We start from the raw sequence: 21071 nt of genomic DNA, 5'->3' as shown, positions 1-21071 counted from the left end.
CGGATGCGTTCGACCCGCGAGCGGACCGACGTCGCCCGGGTGATCCGGATCAACGCCGCGTTCCAGTTCTGCTTCGGCCTGCTCTGGTGGCTGCCGATCTTCTACGCCTACCAGCGCGCCGCCGGGCTCTCCGACAGCGAGATCTTCGGCATCCAGAGCATCTACTACGTCGCCTTCTGCCTTCTGGAGATCCCCACCGGGATGCTGGCCGACCGCTTCGACTACCGCCGCTTCCTCGGCGCGGGCGCGCTCGTGCTGCTCCTGGCCAACCTCGTGCCGGTCGCCTGGCCCACCTACGCCGGGTTCCTGGCGCACTTCCTGCTCATCGCCCTGGCCCGCTCGCTGATCTCCGGGGCGGGCAGCGCCTACCTCTTCGAGTACCTCGACCGCAGCGGGGCCCGCGGCCGCTACCCCGACGCCGAGGGCAAGGCGCGCTCGGCGAGCCTGGTCGGGCGGGTGGTGTGCTGGCCGTTCGTCGGGCTGCTGATGCAGGTCGAGCACACGCTGCCGTACTGGCTCAGCGCGGCCAGCGCGGCCGCGGCGGTCGGGCTGGCCCTGCGGCTGCCCGCCCTGCCCGAGGGCGTCCGGCAGGCGCCCAAGCCGGTGTGGTCGGCGCTGCCGGAGGCCGTGGCCACCCTGCGCCGCAGCCGCGTCCTGCTGCTGCTCATGGTGCAGGGCGTGGCGGTGTTCACCCTGGTCCGGGTGTTCCAGGTCAACCTGGCCCAGCCGATCCTCGCCGACAAGGAGGTGCCGCTGGGCGTCTACGGGGCCGTGTTCGCCGGGATGACGCTGCTGGAGTCGCTGGGCGCGGCGCGGACGCGGTGGCTGCGCAGGCGGGTGGGCGACCGGGCCGCGGTGTTCCTGCTGACCGTCGTCATGGCCGCGTGCCTGGCGCTGGTCGTGCCGGTGGAGATGGTCGGCGCGGTCCTGGTGCTGGGCGTGTTCTCGCTGGTCTCCGGGCTCTCCTACCCGATCCAGCGGACGCTGGTGAACGAGGCGATCACCGACTCGCGGCACCGGGCGACGATGCTGTCCGCGGAGTCGATCATCGACCGGGCGGTCTGCGCGCTGGTCGTCCTCGCCCTCGGCGGCTACCTGGAGGCCGGGGCGCTGGGCGCGTTCCTGGCGCACACCGCGATCGCCACGGTGGTGCTGATGGCGCTGGTCGCCGTCGCGCTGCGGCGGGTCGGGGGGAACCGGTGACGCTCATCGCCATCGCCGACCCGTACTCCTCCGCGCACCGGATCGCCCCGGCGTTCCGGGCCCGCGGCGTGCGGGCCATCGCGCTGCGCACGGCCTTCGCCCTGCCCGCCACCGCCCGGTCCACCTGGGATCCCGCCCAGTACGACCACATCATCGACGCCACCGCGCCGCTGGACCAGGTGCGCGCCCAGCTCGCCGAGCTGCACCCCATCCGCATCCTGCCCGGCAGCGAGACCGGCGTGCGCATCGCCGACGAGCTGACCAGCGCGCTGCTGCCTGCGACCGGCAACGTCGCCGCGCTGGCGCCCGCCCGCCACGACAAGTGGCAGACCGGCCTGGCCGTCGCCGCCGCCGGGCTGCCCGCGCTGGCGCAGCTGGCCACCGCCAGCGCCGCCGAGCTGGCGGCCTGGCGCAGCGCCCACGGCCTCGACGGCGAGCCGATCGTGCTCAAGCCCGTGCACAGCGCGGGCGCCGACAGCGTCCACCTGGTCGCCCCGCACGCCGACGCCGGGCCGACGCTGGCGCGCATCCTCGGCGGCCGCAACCGGATGGGCCGCCGCGACGACGTGGTCCTCGTCCAGGAGTTCGCCAGCGGCGTGGAGTACGCCGTCGACACCTACTCCGCCGACGGGGCGCACGCCGTGGTCATGATCAGCGCCTACGCCAAGCACGCCGTCGGCGACCGGCTCGGCATCTACGAGTCGGTGCGCTGCCTGCCGCGCGACGCGCCCGAGGCCGCCGAGCTGGCCGACTACGTGCGCGCCGTGCTCGACGTCGTGGGGCTGCGCAACGGCAGCGCGCACGTGGAGGTGATGCGCACGCCCAAGGGGCCGCGGCTGATCGAGGTCAACGCGCGCACCGCGGGCAACCCGCTGCCGGAGATGACGCGGCTGGCCACCGGGACCGACCAGATCGACCACTGCGTCCGGCACGTGGTCGACGGGGTGGCCGGGCCGCGCGACTACCGGTTGGACCGGCACGTCACCGCCGCGTTCCTGTCGAGCCCGCGCACGGGCGTGCTGGTCGACACCGCCCCGCTGGAGGCGCTGGCCGACCTGCGCACGTGCGTGGGCGTGCACCTGGCCGCGCGCAGCGGCGAGCGGGTCGAGCGCACGGTGGACGTGTTCACCAGCATCGGCCGCGTCCTGCTCGCGGGCGACGACCCCGACCTGGTCGCCGCCGACTACGCCCGCGTGCGCGCGGCGGAGCGGCGGCTGGTGGTCGCCTAGTGCAGGCCGTGCGCGGCTTGGTCCTCCTCGGCCGAGCCGCGCACGATCAGGTCCGACGCCCAGCCGGTCACCCGGCGGGCCACGTCCTGGGCGGTCAGGCCGATGCGGGCGAGCACCTCGTCGCGCGTGCCGTGCTCGTGGAAGGCGTTGGGGATGCCCAGGTCGCGCAGCGGCACGTCGACGTCGGCGTCGCGCAGCAGCGCCGCCAGCGCCCAGCCGAACCCGCCGTGGCGGCCGCAGTCCTCGACCGAGACGACCAGCTTGTGCTCGGCGGCCAGCTCGGCCAGCTCGGCGGGCACCGGGGTCACCCAGCGCGGGTCGACCACGGTCACGCCGATGCCCTCGGCGGCCAGCCGCTCGGCCGCGGCCATGCCCAGGCCCGCGAACGAGCCGACGGTCACCAGCAGCACGTCCTTGCCCTCGGCGGGCTCGCGCAGGATGTCCACCGGGCCGCGGCTGGCCACGGCCGGGATGTCGTCGGCCACGGCGGCCTTGGGGAAGCGCAGCACCGACGGGCCGTCGTCGATGGCGACGGCCTCGCGCAGCTCCGCGCGCAGCGTCGCCGCGTCGCGCGGGGCGGCGATGCGGATGCCCGGGATCATGCCCAGCATCGACAGGTCCCACATGCCGTGGTGGCTGGCCCCGTCCGGGCCGGTGATCCCCGCGCGGTCCAGCACGACGGTGACGGGCAGCCGGTGCAGGGCCACGTCCATCAGCATCTGGTCGAAGGCGCGGTTGAGGAACGTGGAGTAGATCGCCACGACCGGGTGCATCCCGGCCATCGCCAGCCCGGCCGCGGAGGTGACCGCGTGCTGCTCGGCGATGCCCACGTCGAAGCAGCGCTCGGGGAACCGCTCGGCGAACGGGGCCAGCCCGGTGGAGCGCAGCATCGCCGCGGTGATCGCCACGACCTCCGGGCGCTCGGCGCCGACCTGGGCCAGCTCGTCGGCGAAGACGTGGGTCCACGTGGTGCCGCGGGTCTTGCGCGGGGCGCCGGTGTCGGGGTCGATCGGGTCGGTCTGGTGCATCTGGTCGTACTCGTCGTTCTCGGCGAGCGGGTAGCCGTTGCCCTTGCGGGTCACGGCGTGCACCAGCACCGGGCCGCCGAAGTCGCGGGCGCGCCGCAGCGCGGTCTCCATCGCCTCGATGTCGTGCCCGTCGACCGGGCCGAGGTACTTCAGGCCCAGGTCCTCGAACAGCACCTGCGGGCTCAGCGCGTCCTTGATGCCGCGCTTGGCCGCGTGCAGGGCGGCGTAGATCGGCTTGCCGACGACGGGGGTGCCCTGCAGCACCCGCTTGCCGCCCTCCAGCGCGCGCTCGTAGCCGGGGCGCAGGCGCAGCGTGGTCAGGTGGTCGGCGAGGCCGCCGATCGTCGGGGAGTAGGAGCGGCCGTTGTCGTTGACGACGATGACGACCGAGCGGTCCCGGCCCGCGGCGATGTTGTTCAGCGCCTCCCAGCACATGCCGCCGGTGAGCGCTCCGTCGCCGACGACGGCGACGACCGTGCGCTGCTCGCCACGCAGCTGGTAGGCCTTGGCCAGGCCGTCGGCGTAGGACAGGGCGGTGGAGGCGTGGCTGTTCTCGACGTGGTCGTGCTCGCTCTCGGCCCGGCACGGGTAGCCGGAGACCCCGCCCTGCTGGCGCAGCTCGCCGAAGGCCGCCCGCCTGCCGGTGAGGATCTTGTGCACGTAGCCCTGGTGGCCGACGTCGTAGATGATCGGCTCGCGCGGGGAGTCGAACACCCGGTGCAGCGCGATCGTCAGCTCGACCACGCCCAGGTTCGGCCCGAGGTGACCACCCACCCGGGTGACCTTGTCGACCAGGAACGAGCGGATCTCCACGGCCAGCCGGTCCAGCTCGTCGGGGGTGAGCCGCCGCAGGTCGGCCGGTCCGTGCACGGTGTCCAGCAGCGTCACCGAGTCGTCACCTCATGTCTGTCGCGGTTCGGCGGGGTCGTCGGGCCAGTCTACGAGTGCCGCCTGCGGAGCCGCCGGGCCGCCGCACGCGATCACGCCACGCCGATTGCTCCGGTTGGGTATGGTTTGCCCCGCACGTTAGGGGGAAGGGTTGCCGGTGGGGGACGAGCAGGTGTCCGAGCCGAAGATGGTGATGGACGAGGCCGAGCTGCACCGGCTGACGAAGCAGATCGGCCGCGCGATGGTCGCCGTCGCAGGCCCGCGCTGGCAGCGCCTGCGCGCCGAGTACCGCTCCGTCGGCCGCCACGTCGAGGTCGACCTGATCGTGACCGGCGCAGACGGCGAACCGGTCCCCGTCCGCCCGCCGACGGAGATGGTCGAGGGCCTGCGCACCCTCCGCGGCGGCATGTACCGCCCGGGCCGCGGCACCTGGATCTCCGCGGTCTACGAGATCGAACCCCCCGGCGACTACACGGTGGAGTTCGAACCCGACGTCGAACCCACCTGGCGGCGTATCCCACCCCCGATCGGGTTCATCGACGAACTCCGCTTCTTCCCCCGTGAGGATTCCCACATCCCCGACTGGCTCCGCGCCCGCATCACCCCACCCCAGCCACCCGGCGCGCACCCAGGCCCCCCGGCTCCCGGCCACCCAACGCCCGGCCACCCGATCGCCGCGCACCCCGCACCCGGCCACCCCGCTCCCGGGCACCCGACTCCCGGACACCCCACGCCCGGACACCCGGCACCTGGCGAACCCGCGCCTGGTCAGCCCGCACCCGGACACCCGACGCCCGGTCCTGGCCAACCGGCACCCGGTCACCCCGCACCCGGCCAGCCCGGCCACCCCACGCCCGGCCAGCCCGCACCCGGGCAGCCTGCGCCTGGGCACCCGGCTCCCGGGCAGCCTGCGCCAGGGCATCCCGGCCCCGGCTATCCCCATCCCGGCCCGCCTGCGCCGACCCACCCCGGGTACCCGAACCCGGGCCAGCCCGCACCCGGCCACCCGGCGCCGGGTCAGCCCAACCCCGGCCACCCCGCTCCCAGCCACCCGCACCCCGGCCAGCCGGGCCACCCGAACCATCCGAACCATCCGGCCCACCCCGGCCAGCATCCCCACCACCCCGGCCCGGCGCACCCAGTCCCGACGCCGACCCAACCGACCCCCATCCCGAACCACCCGGGTCCAAGCCAGCCGCCGCAACCCGGCCCGGGCCAGCCGCCACACCCAAGTCCGGCCCAGCCACCTCACCCGGGCCAACCCGCTCACCCGAGCCAGCCACCCCACCCGGGTCAGCCATCCCACCCGGCCCAGCCGCCGCAACCCGGCTCAGGCCAACCACCCCACCCGGCCCAGCCGCCGCAACCCGGCCCAGGCCAGCCGCCGCACCCAGGTCCAGGCCAGCCACCCCATCCCGGCCAGCCTCCGCACCCGGGCCCGCCCACCCCACCCTGGGGCACCCCGCAGGACCCGCCCCCCTGGTCCCCCCAGCAGCCCTAACTCACCCAGCAGCCCTAGCTCACCCGCTCCTCCCCATCACCGGGTGAGGAGGGCCACCGACTCCACGTGGTGGGTCATCGGGAAGGCGTCGAAGGCGCGCAGGGCGGTGAGCTGGTAGCCGTGGCGGGCGAAGAGGGCGATGTCGCGGGCCAGGGCCGCCGGGTCGCACGCCACGTAGACGATCCGGGCAGGCGTGCGGGTGGCGATGGCGTCGACGACGGAGGCGCCGGCTCCCTTGCGAGGCGGGTCCAGGACCACGACGTCGGGAGCGGGGAGGGATTCGGCGGTGAGGACGTCCTCGACCTTGCCCGCGAACACCCGCACCGCCGGGAGGTCCACCAGGTTGTCCGCGCCGTGCTCGGCCGCGGTCCGGTCGGACTCGACGGCGATCACGGAACCTTCCGGTCCGACCTGCGCGGCCAGGACCGAGGCGAAGAGGCCCGCGCCCGCGTAGAGGTCCCAGGCGCAGCCGCCGTCGGGGGCCTCGGCCCAGTCGGCGACGACCTCGGCGAGGAGGTCGGCCGCGTCCGGGTGGACCTGCCAGAAGCCGTGGGCGTCGATGCGCCAGTCGCGGCGGGCGGCGCGCTCGGTGGCCTCCGTCGAGCCCACGACGGTCTCGCCGGAGGCGATGTGGGTGCGGCCCGTGGAGTCGACCGAGACCGAGACCTCGGAGCCGGGCTGCCAGGTGCGGGTGACGACCTCGTCGACGGTCCCCGGGGCGGCGATCACGCAGTAGGACACCGGGATCACCCGGTGGCTGCGGTGCGCGCGGAACCCGGCGCGGCCGGAGCGGTCGACGGCCATCCGGGCGCGGGTGCGCCAGTCGGCCAGGCCGCCGGGCAGCTCCTCGACCTCGACCGGCCAGTCGATCCCCGCAAGCCGCGAGAGCTGCTCGGCCACCACCGACGCCTTCAGCGCCCGCTGCGTCGGGCCGTCGGCGTGCTGCCAGTCGCAGCCGCCGCACCCGCCCGGCACGGCGTACCCGCAGGGCGGCGCCACCCGGCCGGGCGCGGCCGACAGGACCTCCACCGCGTCGCCGCGGCAGAACGAGCCGCCCTTGTCCTCGGTGATGGCCACGACGACGCGCTCGCCGGGCAGGGCGTGCCGGACGAACACCACGCGGCCGTCCACCCGCGCCACGCAGTGGCCGCCGTGGGCGACCGCGCCGATGGTGGCCTCGACGCGCCGACCGGTCCAGTCCGTCACTTGCGCTCCTCGTTGCCGGTGATCCCGCGCCGCACGGCGCCGGGGGTCACCGCGTCGCGTTCGTTCACCTTGCTCGACGACGCGAGCTGCCACGGCACGCTCGTCACCATCACCCCCGGCTGGAACAGCAGCCTGCCCTTGAGCCGCAGCGCGCTCTGGTTGTGCAGGACCTGCTCCCACCAGCGCCCGACGACGTACTCCGGGATGAACACCGTCACCACGTCCCGGGGGTTGTTCGACCGCACGCGGCGCACGTAGTCCAGCACGGGCTTGGTGATCTCCCGGTATGGCGACTCGATCACCTTGAGGGGGACCGCAAAGCCCGCTTTGTCCCATTCGGTCACCAGCTTGCGGGTGTCCACTTCGTCCACGTTCACCGTGACCGCCTCCAGCACGTCCGGCCGGGTCGCGCGGGCGTAGGCGAGCGCGCGCTTGGTCGGCAGGTGCAGTTTGGACACCAGCACGATCGCGTGCACCCGCGAGGGCAGCACCGACGGCCGCTCCGCCTCGGCCCGGTCCAGCTCCGCGTTGACCCGGTCGTAGTGCCCGCGGATGGCCGTCATCAGCGCGTACAGCGCCGCCATCGCCACGATCGCGATCCACGCGCCCGCCAGGAACTTGGTGATCAGCACGACGATCAGCACCGAGCCGGTCATCAGCAGGCCGAAGGCGTTGATCGCCTGCGAGTGCCGCATCCGCCGCCGCTTGGCCGGGTCCTCCTCGGTGGCCAGCAGCCGGTTCCAGTGCCGGATCATGCCGGTCTGGCTCATCGTGAACGAGACGAACACGCCCACGATGTAGAGCTGGATGAGCTTGGTGACCTCGGCGTCGAAGGCCACCACCAGGATGATCGCGAACCCGGCCAGGCCGATGATCCCGTTGGAGAAGGCCAGCCGGTCGCCGCGGGTGTGCAGCTGGCGGGGCAGGTAGCGGTCCTGGGCCAGGATCGAGCCCAGCACCGGGAAGCCGTTGAACGCGGTGTTCGCCGCGAACACGAGGATGAGCGCGGTGACCACGGTGACGAAGAAGAACCCGGGCCGGAAGTCGCTGAACACCGCGTCGGCGATCTGGGCGACCATCGTCTTCTGCTCGTAGCCCTCGGGCGCGCCGATCAGCTGCGTCTGCGGGTGCTCGGCGATCTTCACCCCGGTGTATTGGGCGAGCAGGATCAGCCCCATCAGCATGGTGACCGCGATCAGGCCCATCAGCAGCAGCGTCGTGGCGGCGTTGCGCGACTTGGGCTTGCGGAAGGCGGGCACGCCGTTGCTGATCGCCTCCACACCGGTCAGCGCCGCGCAGCCGGAGGAGAAGGCGCGCAGCACGAGGAAGGCCAGCAGCAGCCCGGTCAGCTCGCCGTGGTCGGCGCTGATGCCGAACCCGGCGCTCTCGGCGGGCATCTCGTCCCCGGCGATCAGCGCCCGGTACAGCCCGTACCCGATCATGCCGAGGATGCCGACGAGGAACGCATAGGTCGGGATGGCGAAGGCCGTCCCGGACTCGCGGATGCCGCGCAGGTTGACCGCGGTCAGCAGCACGATCGCGGCGACGGCGAACTCGACCTTGTGGGTGGCCACGAACGGCACGGCCGATCCGATGGTCGCCGCCGCGGAGGCGATCGACACGGCCACGGTGAGCACGTAGTCCACCAGCAGCGCGCTGGCGACGGTCAGCCCGGCCCGGCGGCCCAAGTTGACCGTGGTCACCTCGTAGTCGCCGCCGCCGGAGGGGTAGGCGTGCACGTTCTGCCGGTAGCTGGCCACCACGGCGAGCATCACGACCACGACCACCAGGCCCACCCAGGGCGCGAAGGTGTAGGCCGACAGACCCGCGACCGAGAGCATCAGGAAGATCTCCTCCGGCGCGTATGCCACCGAGGACATCGCGTCGGAGGCGAACACCGGCAAGGCGATGCGCTTGGGCAGCAGGGTGTGCGCCAACCGGTCGCTGCGGAAGGGCCGCCCGACGACCAGGCGCTTGGCCGCCGTGGAGAACTTGGACACGGGAGCACAGCGTATGCCGTCCGCGCCCCGCGTCCACCCCGGCACCGGTAGGTTCTCCCGTGTCGTCGCCGATAGAGCAGGAGAAGACCCGTGCACGTGGTGATCATGGGCTGCGGCCGGGTGGGGGCCTCGATGGCCGCCGCCCTGGAGCGCCTTGACCACAGCGTCGCCGTCATCGACCGCGACCCGCAGGCGTTCCGCAGGCTCGGGCCGGACTTCCACGGCCAGCAGGTCGTGGGGGTGGGCTTCGACCGGGGGGTGCTGGTCGCGGCGGGGGTCGAGCGAGCCGGGGCGTTCGCCGCGGTCTCCAGCGGCGACAACTCCAACATCATCTCCGCCCGGGTGGCGCGGGAGACCTTCGGCGTCGAGCACGTCGTGGCCCGCATCTACGACCCCAAGCGGGCCGAGGTCTACGAGCGGCTGGGCATCCCGACGGTGGCGACGGTGCCCTGGACGACCGACCGGCTGCTGCGCACCCTGCTGCCCGACGGCGTGGCCTCGGCGTGGCGGGACCCGACCGGCAAGGTGGCGCTGCTCAACGTGCCCGTGCACGAGGACTGGGTGGGCCGCAGCGTCAAGGAGTTCCAGGCCGCGACGGGGTCCAGGGTGGCCTTCATCATGCGCTTCGGCAGCGGGGTGCTGCCGACGTCGAAGACCGTCATCCAGGCCGACGACCAGGTGTACGTGGCCGCGCAGTCGGGCACGGTCAGCGACGTGACGGCCGCCGCGGCGGCGCCGCCGGAGGAGGGCAGCTGATGCGGGTCGCGATCGCCGGGGCAGGCGCCGTCGGCCGTTCCATCGCCCAGGAGCTCGTCGCGGGCGAGCACCAGGTCATGCTGATCGAACGGGATTCCGCCCAGTTCGAGCCGCACACCGTCGACCAGGCCGAATGGGTGCTGGCCGACGCCTGCGAGCTGTCCTCCCTCGAAGAGGCCGGGTTGCAGCTGTGCGACGTCGTCATCGCCGCGACCGGCGACGACAAGGTCAACCTGGTGGTGTCGCTGCTGGCCAAGACCGAGTTCGCGGTCAAGCGCGTGGTCGCCAGGGTCAACAACCCGGCCAACGAGTGGCTGTTCACCGCCGCCTGGGGCGTCGACGTCGCGGTGTCGACGCCGCGCGTGCTGGCGGCGATGGTGGAGGAGGCGGTGAGCGTCGGCGGGCTGGTGCAGCTGCTGACGCTGCGCCAGGGCCAGGCCAACCTGGTCGAGATGACCCTGCCCGAGGACACCCCGTGGGCGGGGCGCACGGTCCGCGACATCGACTTGCCCCGCGATGCGGCGCTGGTGGCCATCCTGCGCGGCGGCCGGGTCATCGTCCCGCAGGCCGACGACCCGCTGGAGGCGGGCGACGAACTGCTGTTCGTCGCAACCGCCGCCGTCGAGCCGCAGATCAGGTCGGCTTTCGCGCGGTCCTAGCGCTCGGCCCTGAGCTTGGCGATGCGCTCGGGGGTCGGCCAGCGCACGTGGGTGGCCCAGCCCAGCTTCTCGAAGGCCCAGATCACCCGGGCGGAGATGTCGAGCTGGCCGGGCAGCACGCCGTGCCGGGCGCTGGTCGGGTCGGCGTGGTGGGTGTTGTGCCAGGACTCGCCGAAGCTGATCAGGGCCAGCGGCCAGACGTTGGCGGCGCGGTCGCGGGAGCGGAACGGGCGCTCGCCGATCATGTGGCAGATCGAGTTCACCGACCACGTGGTGTGGTGCAGCAGCGCGACCCGGACGATGCCCGCCCAGAAGAACGCGGTCAGCGCGCCCTGCCACGACCAGGTGACCAGGCCGCCCAGCAGGGCCGGGGCGAGCATGGTGATCACGGTCAGCACGGGGAAGAGCCGGTCGACGCGGCGCAGGTCCTCGTCGGCGATCAGGTCGGGGGCGAAGCGCTCGGCGTTGGTGCGGTCGCGGCCGAACAGCCAGCCCATGTGGGCGTGCCAGAAGCCGCGCAGGACGGCGACCGGGCCGGTGCCGAACAGCCACGGCGAGTGCGGGTCGCCCTCCTTGTCGGAGAAGGCGTGGTGGCGGCGGTGGTCGGCCACCCAGTCCACGACCGAGCCCTGCGCCGACATCCCGCCAGCGACGGCGAGGGCGATCTTCAGGCCGCGGTTGGCGCGGAAGGAGCCGTGGGTGAACAGGCGGTGGTAGCCGACCGTGACGCCCAAGCCGGTGATCACGAAGAAGACAGCGCCGATGGCTATGTCGCTCCAGCCCAGGCCCCAGCCCCACGCGAACGGGACGGCCGCGGCCAGCGCGACCAGCGGGATGAGCAGGAACAGGTAGACGCTGACGTGCTCAGCGGTCCCCCGGCGGCGGCCGAGGAGGGGCTTGGGGGCGGGCGGCGGAGGTTTGAGTGCGGTCGTCAAAGGTCACCTTTCGGGTAGCACGTCTCCCCCCGGGACGATTCCTACGGTTACGTAACCGTAAGTCTACGGGCGTGAAGGGACCGCTAAGGAATGTGGAGGGGAACTCTCAGGCCGGGTCGGCGTACTTGGCCCGCAGCCGGGCCTCGACCTCGGCGTCGCTCTCCTGCGCCGCCTCCAGCTCCTTCTGGCGCACGGTGGCCTTGCGGACGGCCCACACGGTCACGGCCAGGGCGACGGCGAACAGCGGGTAGCCCATCGCGAGCTTGGCGAAGGCCAGCCAGCCGGTGAGGTTCTCGTCGTAGAGCCACTTCTGCACGACGAACCGCGCGGCGAACACCGCGACGAAGGTCAGCGTGGCCAGGTCGTAGGCGCGCCGGGAGGCCGGGTCGGAGCGCCAGCCCTGCCCGAGGCCGTTGAGCAGCGACCAGATGACCCCGACCAGCGGGCGGCGCACCAGCACCGACAGCAGGAAGATGCCGCCGTAGAGCAGGGCGGTCCAGATGCCGAAGAGGAAGAAGCCCTTGGCGTCGCCGGTCTGGTGGGCGATGAAGACGGCGATGCCGACGCCGAAGAACCCGGAGACGGCGGGCTGCAGCGGCTCCTTGCGGATCACCCGGAAGAGGGTGATGAGCGCGGCGACGCCGAGCGCGGACCAGATGGCGGGGTTGAGCCCGAAGAAGGCGTTGGCCAGCACGAACACGATGACCGGGACGCTGGAGTAGATCAGGCCGCTGATGCCGCCCATCTGCTCGAGCAGCGTCTCCTGCCGCTCCTCGGTGTCCTTCTGATCGTCGTCGGGGGCGGGAGTTGTCATGGGCCCTTCGCGGATCAGGTAGTGGCCAGCAGTTCGTAGTACGGGTTGTAGAGCACCTTGCGACCGTCGCGGACTGCGATCCTACCCCGAGCCTTCACGGTCCTGCCGGGCTCGATGCCGGGGATGCGCCGCCTGCCGAGCCAGACCAGGGTGACGCCGTCGGTGCCGTCGAACAGCTCGGCCTCCAGCGTGGCCACCGCGTCGCGCGGGGACAGCTCGACGCTGCGCAGGCGGCCGCAGAGGGTGACCTCGTCGCCGGAGGCGCAGTCACAGGCCCGCCGGGCGCCCTGGGCGGCCGACTGGGTGGAGAGGTCGTCGGCATCCAGCTCGGCCACATCGGTGGTGAGCCGTTTGACGAGGCGGTGCCACGCCCCGTCCCCCTTCATGCCCATGGCTGGTCCACTTCTGTGGAGGGGTCGGCCCCGACTGCACGACCCGTGCACAATCAGCGTAACCATGTGGGGTACCAGGGCCACAAGGAAAAGGGCATGAGTGTGATCCAGCCGCCGACCGCCGTGCTGCTGCCGGGGACCGGATCCGACGAGGTGTTCGTCCGGGCGGTGTTCCAGGCACCGGTGTCCGCGCTCGGAGCCCGCCTGCTGACCCCCGCGCCCGTGCCCGGCCCCGGACTCGCCGAAGCCTATCTGACCTGCCTGGATGCGGCCGCGGCCGCCGGTCCGGTGATCGCGGGCGGCATCTCCTTCGGCGCCCACCTCGCCGCCGCGTGGGCCCTGCGCAACCCCGACCGCTGCACCGCCCTGCTGCTGGCTCTGCCCGCCTGGACGGGCTCCCCCGACGGCGCCCCGGCCGCCGCCGCGGCCCGCCACAGCGCCGCCGACATCCGCGCCCGGGGCACCGCAGCGGCACTGGCCTCCGCCATCCAGGGGACCCCCGACTGGCTGGCCGCCGAACTCACCCGCACCTGGCCCCGCTACGGCGACGCCCTGGCCGCCTCCCTGGAGGCAGCAGCCGCCCACCCCGCCCCCACCCTCCCCGCCCTATCCACCCTCCCGATCCCCACCGGCATCGCCTGCTTCACCGACGACCCCATCCACCCCGAACCCACCGCCCACGCCTGGACCACCGCCCTCCCCCGCGCCGCCCTGACCACAGTCCCCTTATCCACCATGCAGACCGACCTGTCCGCCTTGGGCCACGCCACCGTCCAAAGCCTCCAACGCGCCCTGGCGATGTAGGGCTCTGGTGACCACCTCGGTGGAGAGGTGACGGCCTGCGCGCCCCAGCAGCCCTGAACCGGGGCACAGATGGGGAGCGCAGGGCGGTGACGGCCGGGAGGTGGGCGGTAAGGCGGTGGAGGCGAAGGCCGGGGCCATGGCAGCCCGGAGGCGAGAGGAAGGCAGGCGGGGCGGCAGGTGGCCGATCGCAGCCTGCGAGACGGTGGCACAGCCGGGGCGGGTGGGAGGTAAGCGGGCGGTGGCAGGCGGGAGGAGGGCTGTGGCGGGAGAGAGGCAGGCAGCCAGGCACTGGCAGGCAGGGTGGGTTGAGTCGGGAGGCGTGACGACGGCAGGTGCAGCGGTGGCGAAACGGTGGCAGGCGGGGGCAGGCGAGCCAAGCCGAGAGGCGGGACGGCGGCAGGCGGGGCCGCGCACGGCAGGGCGGTGGCAGCCGGGAGGCGGGGCGGTTGGTGACCGGTGGGGCGGTGCCGGGCGGGAGGCGGGGCGGTGGATGGCAGGTAGGTGGGTTGTTGATGGCGGATAGCAGGTGGGGGTGCTGGACGGAGGTAGGTGGGGGTGCTGGACGGGAGGTGGATCGGTCGTGAGGGGTGGGTGCGGTGGGAGGTGGGCTGGTGGTGCTGGTGGGTGTGGCGGTGGGCGGGGTGGGGTTAGCGGTCGGCGGCTGCCAAGGCTCCGCCTAGGCCGATCATGGTTAGGCCGGTGGTTAGGCGTTGCCAGAGGTGCCAGCGGGGGGTGGTGGCTAGTTTGGCGCTGATCGCGGCTGCGCCCAGGGCGACGAGGATGTCGACGGCGACGGCCATGGCTACTGCGATGGTGCCGAGTAACAAGAAGACCAAGGGGGCTGGGGCCGTCTCCGGGTGGACGAAGTGTGGGAGGAACGCGAGGAAGAACAGGGCTGTCTTGGGGTTGAGGATCTCGCTCAGGAAGCCCTGCACCACGACGGAGCGGCTGGGGGCGGGGGTGTCGGGGGTGGGGGTGTCGGAACCGCGGAGGGCTCGGATGCCGAGGTAGATCAGGTAGGCCGCGCCCAGGTACTTCACGACCGTGAAGGCGGGGGCGGAGGCGGCCAGCAGGGCCGACAGGCCGACGGCCGCGGCGGCGACGTGCATCAGCGCGCCCAGGCCGTTGCCCAGGACCGAGCGCATCCCGACCGCCCGGCCGCCGCCGAGGCTGCGGGCCAGGACGTACAGGACGCCCGGGCCGGGCAGCACGGCGAAGAGCGCGGACGCGCCCAGGAACAGCAACCACTCGTTGGCGGTAGGCACCTCAATCCCCCCAAACGCTCAAGCGGAACCGGATTTCCGCATCACCGTCGAGGTTAACGAGGCACGCGGCCGGGCGGGAAGGGCCCCGCCGCGGCCTGTGGACAAACTCAGGCCTGCTGCTCCTGCGCCTGCGCGATGTGCTGGGCGATCGCCTCGGGCAGTTCCAGGGGCAGGGGGGTGCGGACCGGCATCGGCTGGGTGCCGCGGACCACCACCGTGCGCCGCAGCAGCTCGCGCAGGGCCTTGGCGCTGTGGTCGGCCATCTGCGGCGGACCGGCGACGACGCCGCGCAGCATCCACCGGGGGCCGTCGACGCCGACGAACCGCAGAGCGGCCTCGCCCATCGTCGCGGCCAGCTCCTGGCCCCAGTCGCCGACCGTGCTGTGGACCTGCGCGCCGTCGTTGCGGAGCTGGTCGGCCAGTTCGCCGCAGACCTCGCGCCACAGCCCGCCGGAGCGGGGGGCGGCGTAGGCGGTGATGGTGAGCTGGCCGATCTGGGTCAGCACGTGCACCGCGCGCACCGCGCCCGACGGGTCCATCTCCACCTGGAGCTGCGCGCCGTCGGGCACGGGGAAGCGGACCGCGCCCAGGTCCAGCCGGGGCATGTCGTCGTCGGGGGCGTCGTCGGCGTCGTAGGGGCCGTCGGTCAGGTCGGCGATCTCGACCGGGGTCTCGACCTCCTCGACGACCGGCGTCTCCTCCTCGACGTCCTTGCGGCGCTTGCGCCCGAACAGTGCCACTTACTCCTCCGTCCCCTGCCGACCGGTGAGCACCTCGTGCCCCCCGGTCGAGCCGTAGCCACCCGCGCCGCGCTCGGTCTCGGTCAGCGCGGGCACCTCCCGGAATACCGCGTGCTCCACGCGCTGCACAACCAGTTGCGCGATCCGGTCACCCCGTCGGAGCGAGATCGGCTCGCGCGGGTCGTGGTTGACCAGGCACACCTTGATCTCGCCGCGGTAGCCGGAATCGATCGTGCCCGGGGTGTTGACCACGCTGAGCCCGGTCCGCGCGGCCAGGCCCGAGCGCGGGTGCACGAACCCCGCGTACCCCTCGGGCAGCGCGATCGCCACGCCCGTGCCCACCAGCGCCCGCTCCCCCGGGCCGATGACCACGTCGGACGTGGTCACCAGGTCGGCGCCCGCGTCCCCGGGCCGGGCGTACGCGGGCAGCGGGACCCCCGGATCGAGCCGGGTGAGCAGGACCTCGACGCTGGGCACGAGCGGCGAGACTACCCTGGAGCCGTGAACGACCGATCGCGCACCGCCACCCGGGGCACCGGCTACGCCGAGCGCCTGCACGTCACCTGGTACTGGTGGCCGCTGCCGCTGGTTGCCGCGGCCCTGCTGTCCGCCGAGGTGCACATGGGCTACCCGGGCGTGCGCGCGTGGCTGCCCTACGTCGTGCTGATCCCCCTGGCCGCGCTGGCCGTGTGGGGCGCGGGCCGCGCGCGGGTGGCGGTCGAGGACGGCGAGCTGCGGGTGGGCGAGGCCCGGCTGCCGCTGGAGTTCGTCGGCGAGGTCGAGGTGTTCCCCCGCGAACGCAAGCGGGCGGCCCTGGGCCCGAACCTGGACCCGGCCGCCTACGTCCTGCACAAGGGTTGGGTCGGTCCGCTGGTGCGGGTCCGGGTCGACGACCCGGCCGACCCGACCCCGTACTGGCTCTTCAGCACCCGTCACCCCGAGCACGTGGTCGCCGCGCTCGGGGCTGACCCGGCGCGCACGGCTCACACGCAGTCGCGGCAGACGTAGAGCCCGTTGTTCTCCTCGGCGAGCCTGCTGCGGTGGTGCACGAGGAAGCACTTGGAGCAGGTGAACTCGTCGGCCTGCTTCGGCACGACCCGGACGGTCAGGTCCTCGCCGGACAGTGCCGAGAGGTCAGCCCCGGGCAGCTCGTAGCTCTCCGCGGTGTCCGACTCGTCCACATCGACGACGCCGGATTGCGTCTCGTTCCGCCGCGCCTTGAGCTCCTCGAGGGAGTCCTCGGCGAGGTCATCGGCCTCGCTGCGGCGTGGTGCGTCGTAGTCGGTCGCCATCTTCCTTCACCCCTGCGGTCCTTCAGGATGTAAGTGGTGCCGCTGGAGAACGTTCCAGCGCCCCGGTTTGTGCCCGCCCATCGCGTGACGGGCGTCTCGCCCGCCCGTCCCCGGTCGGTCCGATCTTTCGGGATCGATTCGGCGTGCCGGTGGAGACGACAGAGCGCGCAGAGGGTAGCCCATCCCCCTCGGGCACATGCATCGGATTAGCAACAGCGGGTTTGGCGGTGGCGGCCCGGTGGCACCCGGACACCACCCGCCCGGGTGGGAGGGTGTTGCCGCCGCCTCGCCCGCGTGGTGCGATCGCGATCGGAGGGTCACTGTACGCCATCGGACAATCGCTCCCGGCGATGACGGGGCCGTGTCAACGGCCGATTGTCACAGGAGGGTTGCACCGGGGCGGCCGGTTGGCCCGACGATCTTGGTAACCAATAGGCTGAGCAGCAGCGATCACGACTGATCGCGGTGCCAATCGGGGGTGGTGCGCATGGACGGGGTGAGAAGGGTGCAGGCGGCTCCTCGCTACCGGAAGCGGCGCCCGGTTCCCGCCCTGATCTTCCTGGCGGTGCTGGCGATCGCGGCCGGTGTGGTGTGGATCCAGGTGCTGGAGGACGCGGGCGCCGAACGCGCCGACGCGCGGACCTGCCCGGCGTCGCCGCTGCCCGCCGAGGCGCTGGCGGGGCTGACCGAGCCGCTGGGCGAGGTGCTGCCGCACAGCGCTCTGGACGACGTGACTCCTGCGCCTGCGCGCACGGCTCTCATCCGCGTGCTCAACGCCAGCGGGCAGAACCGCCAGGCGACCGCGGTGTCGGAGTCGTTGAGCGAGCTGGGCTTCGCCAAGCTGGCTCCGCCGAAGAACGACATGCTCTACCCGGAGGGGTCGCTGGCCTGCCACGGGCAGATCCGCTTCGGGCAGAAGGGCGTCGCCGCGGCCCGCACGCTGAGCCTGCTGGTGCCGTGCGCCGAGCTGGTCCGCGACGGCCGCAAGGACGCCACGGTCGACCTCGCCGTCGGCCAGCGCTTCGGCCACGTCGACCCGCGGCCGGAGGGCCGGGAGGTGCTCGACCTGCTCGCCCAGTCGTCGAGCAGCGGCGGCCAGGGCGGCCTGCAGGGCGAGGCCGCGGCCCCGCGCATCGCGGGCGACCTGATGATGGCCGCGCGCGACGTGCGCTGCTAGCCCATCCCGGCGGCGGCGCAGGCCGCGCGCAGGGGCTCGGCGATGGCGGGCGCGGCCACGAAGACCACGTCCGCCCCGAGCTCGTGCTCGCCGGGCAGGAGCACGACCGCGCCCGCCTCGCGGGCGATGAGCGCGCCCGCGGCCCAGTCCCACGGCGACAGCCCGCCCTCGACGTAGGCGTCGACCCATCCCGCGGCGACGGCGCACAGGTCGAGGGCGGCTGAGCCGCCCCTGCGGATGTCGCGGACCACGCCCAGCAGCTCCGCGACGACCGCGCCGTGCCGGATGCGGCGCTCGCGCGCGTACGGGAACCCGGTGGCCAGCAAGGTGAGGTCGAGCGACTCCGGCTGCGAGACGTGCAGCGCGGCGCCGTCGAGCCAGGCGCCGTGCCCGCGCGCCGCGGTCCAGCACCGGCCGCTGACCGGCTCGACCACGGCCCCGGCGACGGACTCCCCATCGATCTGCGCGGCGACGGAGACGCAGTGCGTGGGGTGGCCGTACAGGTAGTTGACGGTGCCGTCGATGGGGTCGACGACCCAGGTGACCCCCGCGCCGGGCGTCCCGCCGGTCTCCTCGCCGAAGACCGCGTCCCCCGGGCGCAGCTCGCCGAGCCGGGAGCGGATGAGCGCCTCGGCCGCGGTGTCGCCCGCGGTGACGACGTCGGTCGCGGTGGATTTGGTCGCCACGTCCCGCACCGCGTCGGCCCGGACGGCGGCGGCCAGCTCCGCCGCCTCCCGGGCGACGGTCAGCGCGATGTCGGCGAGTTCCTGTTCGGTGTTACCCACCCCGCTATCGGACCACAGCCGGGTCCCAGCGGCTAACCTCTGCGGGCAAGTGGTTCTGAATCGATTAGAAAGGACCAGCGCCGATGCGCGGCTTCGGAGTGGATGTCGGCGGCTCCGGCATCAAGGGCGGCGTCGTTGACCTCGCGGCGGGCAGGCTCGTCGGGGACCGGCACCGGATCGACACCCCGCAGCCGTCGACCCCGGACGCCGTGGCCGACGTGGTCGCCGAGATCGTCACCGGGTTCGGCTGGGACGGGCCGGTCGGGGTGACGCTGCCCGCCGTGGTCAAGCGCGGGGTGGCGCACACCGCGGCCAACATCGACAAGTCCTGGATCGGCACCGACGCCGCCGCGCTGCTGGCCAAGCGCCTCGACCGCCAGCCGCACGAGGTGGTCGTGCTCAACGACGCCGACGCCGCGGGCATGGCCGAGATCCGCTACGGCTGGCCGGGCGACCAGAGCGGGGTGGTCGTGCTGCTGACCTTCGGCACCGGCATCGGCAGCGCGCTGTTCCGCGACGGCAAGCTCGTGCCCAACACCGAGTTCGGCCACCTGGAGGTCGACGGCCACGACGCCGAGACCAGGGCGGCGGCCTCGGTCAAGGACGAGGAGGAGCTGACCTGGGAGCAGTGGGCGCCCCGGGTCTCGCGCTACATCTGCGCGCTGGAGAACCTGATCTGGCCGGACCTGATCATCGTCGGCGGCGGGGTCAGCAAGAAGGCGGACAAGTGGGTGCCGCTGCTGGACGTGCGGACCAAGGTCGTCGCCGCCGAGCTGCGCAACACCGCGGGCATCGTCGGGGCCGCCGCGGCGGCCGCCGAGTCCGGCTGAGACGGCCCGTGACCGGGGCAGGAGCGCGGTCCTGTCCCGGTCACGGCCGGGTCGTGATGGTCGCCAGCTCCCTCGGGCACCGGCGGCGTCGCTACAATGGAACACGGCCCTCCCGCAGGGCTCTCCCCGAACTCCGGCAGTGACCACGCTTGATCAGGCATCTCGGCGTGGGAGCTGCTGTGATCGACCGTTCTGAAAGGGCGTACGTGGCAGCCGCACGAACCGCAACCCGACGCTCCACGGCGTCGGCGAGCACCGCCAAGACGACCAAGGGCGCACCGGCTTCGGACGAGGAGCTGCAGGACGCCGCTGGGACCAAGACGACGGCGAAGAAGGCCGCCAAGCCCCGGGCGACCAAGAAGGCCCCCGCCGCCGCCAAGGCGGGCGCGAAGGCGAGCCCGAAGAAGGCCGTCGACGGGCCCGATGGCGAGGAGCCGGAGGACCTGGACAACCCCGACCTCTCCGACCTCGAGGAGGTGGAGGTCGACCCGGTCGACGAGACCGTCGACGCCGTCGAGGTCAAGGACGACGACAAGGAGAAGGACGGGGACTTCGTCTGGGACGAGGAGGAGTCCGAGGCGCTGCGGCAGGCCCGCAAGGACGCCGAGCTCACCGCCTCGGCCGACTCCGTCCGCGCCTACCTCAAGCAGATCGGCAAGGTCGCGCTGCTCAACGCCGAGGAGGAGGTGGAGCTGGCCAAGCGCATCGAGGCCGGGCTCTACGCCGCCGAGCGCGTGCGCAAGGCCGAGGACGAGAACGAGAAGCTGCAGCCGCAGCTGCGCCGCGACCTGCGGTGGATCATCCGCGACGGCGAGCGCGCCAAGAACCACCTGCTGGAGGCCAACCTCCGGCTGGTCGTGTCGCTGGCCAAGCGCTACACCGGCCGCGGCATGGCCTTCCTCGACCTGATCCAGGAGGGCAACCTGGGTCTGATCCGCGCGGTGGAGAAGTTCGACTACACCAAGGGCTACAAGTTCTCCACCTACGCGACCTGGTGGATCCGGCAGGCGATCACCCGCGCGATGGCCGACCAGGCCCGCACCATCCGCATCCCGGTGCACATGGTCGAGGTCATCAACAAGCTCGGCCGCATCCAGCGCGAGCTGCTCCAGGACCTCGGGCGCGAGCCCACCCCGGAGGAGCTGGCCAAGGAAATGGACATCACCCCGGAGAAGGTGCTGGAGATCCAGCAGTACGCCCGGGAGCCCATCTCGCTCGACCAGACCATCGGCGACGAGGGCGACAGCCAGCTCGGCGACTTCATCGAGGACTCCGAGGCCGTCGTCGCGGTCGACGCGGTCTCCTTCACCCTGCTGCAGGACCAGCTCCAGTCGGTGCTGGCCACGCTGTCCGAGCGCGAGGCGGGCGTGGTGCGGCTGCGCTTCGGCCTGACCGACGGCCAGCCCCGCACGCTGGACGAGATCGGCCAGGTCTACGGCGTGACCCGGGAGCGGATCCGCCAGATCGAGTCCAAGACCATGTCCAAGCTGCGCCACCCGTCGCGCTCCCAGGTGCTGCGCGACTACCTCGAATAAGCGCTCCGCGATCACGGAAGGGCCGTCCACCC

Annotated in this window: 20 protein-coding genes; 9 read left to right on the top strand and 11 right to left on the bottom strand. The window is 73.1% G+C overall.

The window, feature by feature from the left end; translation table 11 throughout:
* Nucleotides 1-3 precede the first annotated feature (3 nt).
* A complete protein-coding gene (locus tag ACWEPX_RS25315) occupies nucleotides 4-1203 on the top strand; it encodes an MFS transporter (protein ID WP_451899730.1) in 1200 nt (399 codons plus the stop codon).
* A complete protein-coding gene (locus ACWEPX_RS25310) occupies nucleotides 1200-2432 on the top strand; it encodes an ATP-grasp domain-containing protein (RefSeq protein WP_451899729.1) in 1233 nt (410 codons plus the stop codon). The genes ACWEPX_RS25315 and ACWEPX_RS25310 overlap by 4 nt, the downstream gene beginning before the upstream one ends.
* On the opposite strand, the gene dxs is transcribed toward ACWEPX_RS25310, so the two are convergent.
* From dxs to ACWEPX_RS25295, 3 genes are all read right to left on the bottom strand, one after another.
* The gene (gene dxs, locus ACWEPX_RS25305; RefSeq protein WP_451899728.1) at nucleotides 2429-4348 is read right to left on the bottom strand and encodes a 1-deoxy-D-xylulose-5-phosphate synthase; all 1920 of its coding nucleotides are present in this window, start codon (nucleotides 4346-4348) and stop codon (nucleotides 2429-2431) included. The genes ACWEPX_RS25310 and dxs overlap by 4 nt on opposite strands.
* A 1537-nt stretch (nucleotides 4349-5885) precedes the next feature.
* Entirely contained in the window at nucleotides 5886-7055 is a 1170-nt protein-coding gene (locus ACWEPX_RS25300; RefSeq protein ID WP_451899727.1) for a class I SAM-dependent RNA methyltransferase, read from the bottom strand.
* Nucleotides 7052-9055 (bottom strand): APC family permease, encoded by a 2004-nt coding sequence (locus tag ACWEPX_RS25295; RefSeq protein ID WP_451899726.1) that lies wholly within the window; start codon nucleotides 9053-9055, stop codon nucleotides 7052-7054. Before ACWEPX_RS25295 ends, ACWEPX_RS25300 begins: the two co-directional genes overlap by 4 nt.
* 90 nt (nucleotides 9056-9145) lie before the next feature.
* Here ACWEPX_RS25295 and ACWEPX_RS25290 point away from each other — a divergent pair, with 90 nt between their 5' ends.
* Both ACWEPX_RS25290 and ACWEPX_RS25285 read left to right on the top strand, forming a co-directional pair.
* Complete coding sequence (locus ACWEPX_RS25290) at nucleotides 9146-9811, top strand: potassium channel family protein (protein ID WP_451899725.1); 666 nt, start codon at nucleotides 9146-9148, stop codon at nucleotides 9809-9811.
* Nucleotides 9811-10470 carry a potassium channel family protein gene (locus ACWEPX_RS25285; protein ID WP_451899724.1) on the top strand — a complete coding sequence of 220 codons (660 nt, stop codon included), beginning with the start codon at nucleotides 9811-9813 and terminating at the stop codon, nucleotides 10468-10470. The genes ACWEPX_RS25290 and ACWEPX_RS25285 overlap by 1 nt, the downstream gene beginning before the upstream one ends.
* Here the strand turns inward: ACWEPX_RS25285 and ACWEPX_RS25280 are convergent.
* From ACWEPX_RS25280 to ACWEPX_RS25270, 3 genes are all read right to left on the bottom strand, one after another.
* On the bottom strand, nucleotides 10467-11405 hold the full coding sequence (locus ACWEPX_RS25280; RefSeq protein WP_451899723.1) for an acyl-CoA desaturase: 939 nt from the start codon (nucleotides 11403-11405) through the stop codon (nucleotides 10467-10469). The genes ACWEPX_RS25285 and ACWEPX_RS25280 overlap by 4 nt on opposite strands.
* Nucleotides 11406-11511: 106 nt before the next feature.
* Nucleotides 11512-12219: a DUF3159 domain-containing protein gene (locus ACWEPX_RS25275; protein ID WP_451899722.1), complete on the bottom strand. Its 708-nt coding sequence runs from the start codon at nucleotides 12217-12219 to the stop codon at nucleotides 11512-11514.
* A gap of 14 nt (nucleotides 12220-12233) precedes the next feature.
* Nucleotides 12234-12611, bottom strand: coding sequence for an OB-fold nucleic acid binding domain-containing protein (locus ACWEPX_RS25270; RefSeq protein ID WP_451899721.1), 378 nt, complete (start codon nucleotides 12609-12611; stop codon nucleotides 12234-12236).
* Nucleotides 12612-12707: 96 nt separating this feature from the next.
* Between ACWEPX_RS25270 and ACWEPX_RS25265 the strand changes: the two genes are divergently transcribed.
* Nucleotides 12708-13415, top strand: coding sequence for an alpha/beta fold hydrolase (locus ACWEPX_RS25265; RefSeq protein ID WP_451899720.1), 708 nt, complete (start codon nucleotides 12708-12710; stop codon nucleotides 13413-13415).
* A gap of 647 nt (nucleotides 13416-14062) precedes the next feature.
* Here ACWEPX_RS25265 and ACWEPX_RS25260 read toward each other — a convergent pair.
* The 3 genes from ACWEPX_RS25260 to dut all read right to left on the bottom strand — a co-directional run bounded on the left by ACWEPX_RS25260 (nucleotide 14063) and on the right by dut (nucleotide 15897).
* Complete coding sequence (locus tag ACWEPX_RS25260) at nucleotides 14063-14680, bottom strand: LysE family translocator (RefSeq protein WP_451899719.1); 618 nt, start codon at nucleotides 14678-14680, stop codon at nucleotides 14063-14065.
* A gap of 107 nt (nucleotides 14681-14787) precedes the next feature.
* Nucleotides 14788-15420, bottom strand: a complete 633-nt coding sequence (locus ACWEPX_RS25255; RefSeq protein ID WP_451899718.1) for a DUF3710 domain-containing protein — start codon at nucleotides 15418-15420, stop codon at nucleotides 14788-14790.
* Nucleotides 15421-15897: a dUTP diphosphatase gene (gene dut / locus ACWEPX_RS25250; RefSeq protein ID WP_451899717.1), complete on the bottom strand. Its 477-nt coding sequence runs from the start codon at nucleotides 15895-15897 to the stop codon at nucleotides 15421-15423.
* A gap of 24 nt (nucleotides 15898-15921) precedes the next feature.
* Here dut and ACWEPX_RS25245 point away from each other — a divergent pair, with 24 nt between their 5' ends.
* Complete coding sequence (locus ACWEPX_RS25245; RefSeq protein WP_451899716.1) at nucleotides 15922-16428, top strand: DUF3093 domain-containing protein; 507 nt, start codon at nucleotides 15922-15924, stop codon at nucleotides 16426-16428.
* On the opposite strand, the gene ACWEPX_RS25240 is transcribed toward ACWEPX_RS25245, so the two are convergent.
* Nucleotides 16404-16712, bottom strand: coding sequence for a DUF4193 domain-containing protein (locus ACWEPX_RS25240; protein WP_189213225.1), 309 nt, complete (start codon nucleotides 16710-16712; stop codon nucleotides 16404-16406). The genes ACWEPX_RS25245 and ACWEPX_RS25240 overlap by 25 nt on opposite strands.
* A gap of 487 nt (nucleotides 16713-17199) precedes the next feature.
* Between ACWEPX_RS25240 and cei the strand changes: the two genes are divergently transcribed.
* Complete coding sequence (cei, locus tag ACWEPX_RS25235) at nucleotides 17200-17889, top strand: envelope integrity protein Cei (protein WP_451899715.1); 690 nt, start codon at nucleotides 17200-17202, stop codon at nucleotides 17887-17889.
* Here the strand turns inward: cei and ACWEPX_RS25230 are convergent.
* Nucleotides 17886-18674 (bottom strand): inositol monophosphatase family protein, encoded by a 789-nt coding sequence (locus tag ACWEPX_RS25230; protein ID WP_451899714.1) that lies wholly within the window; start codon nucleotides 18672-18674, stop codon nucleotides 17886-17888. The genes cei and ACWEPX_RS25230 overlap by 4 nt on opposite strands.
* An 83-nt stretch (nucleotides 18675-18757) precedes the next feature.
* Here ACWEPX_RS25230 and ppgK point away from each other — a divergent pair, with 83 nt between their 5' ends.
* Both ppgK and ACWEPX_RS25220 read left to right on the top strand, forming a co-directional pair.
* The gene (gene ppgK / locus ACWEPX_RS25225) at nucleotides 18758-19504 is read left to right on the top strand and encodes a polyphosphate--glucose phosphotransferase (RefSeq protein ID WP_451899713.1); all 747 of its coding nucleotides are present in this window, start codon (nucleotides 18758-18760) and stop codon (nucleotides 19502-19504) included.
* A gap of 206 nt (nucleotides 19505-19710) precedes the next feature.
* Entirely contained in the window at nucleotides 19711-21039 is a 1329-nt protein-coding gene (locus tag ACWEPX_RS25220; RefSeq protein ID WP_451899712.1) for an RNA polymerase sigma factor, read from the top strand.
* Nucleotides 21040-21071 lie beyond the last annotated feature (32 nt).

The sequence above is a fragment of the Actinokineospora sp. NPDC004072 genome (genome assembly GCF_053604195.1).
The sequence above is the reverse complement of the archived record's forward strand: the minus strand, read 5'-3'. Positions and strand labels throughout refer to the sequence as shown.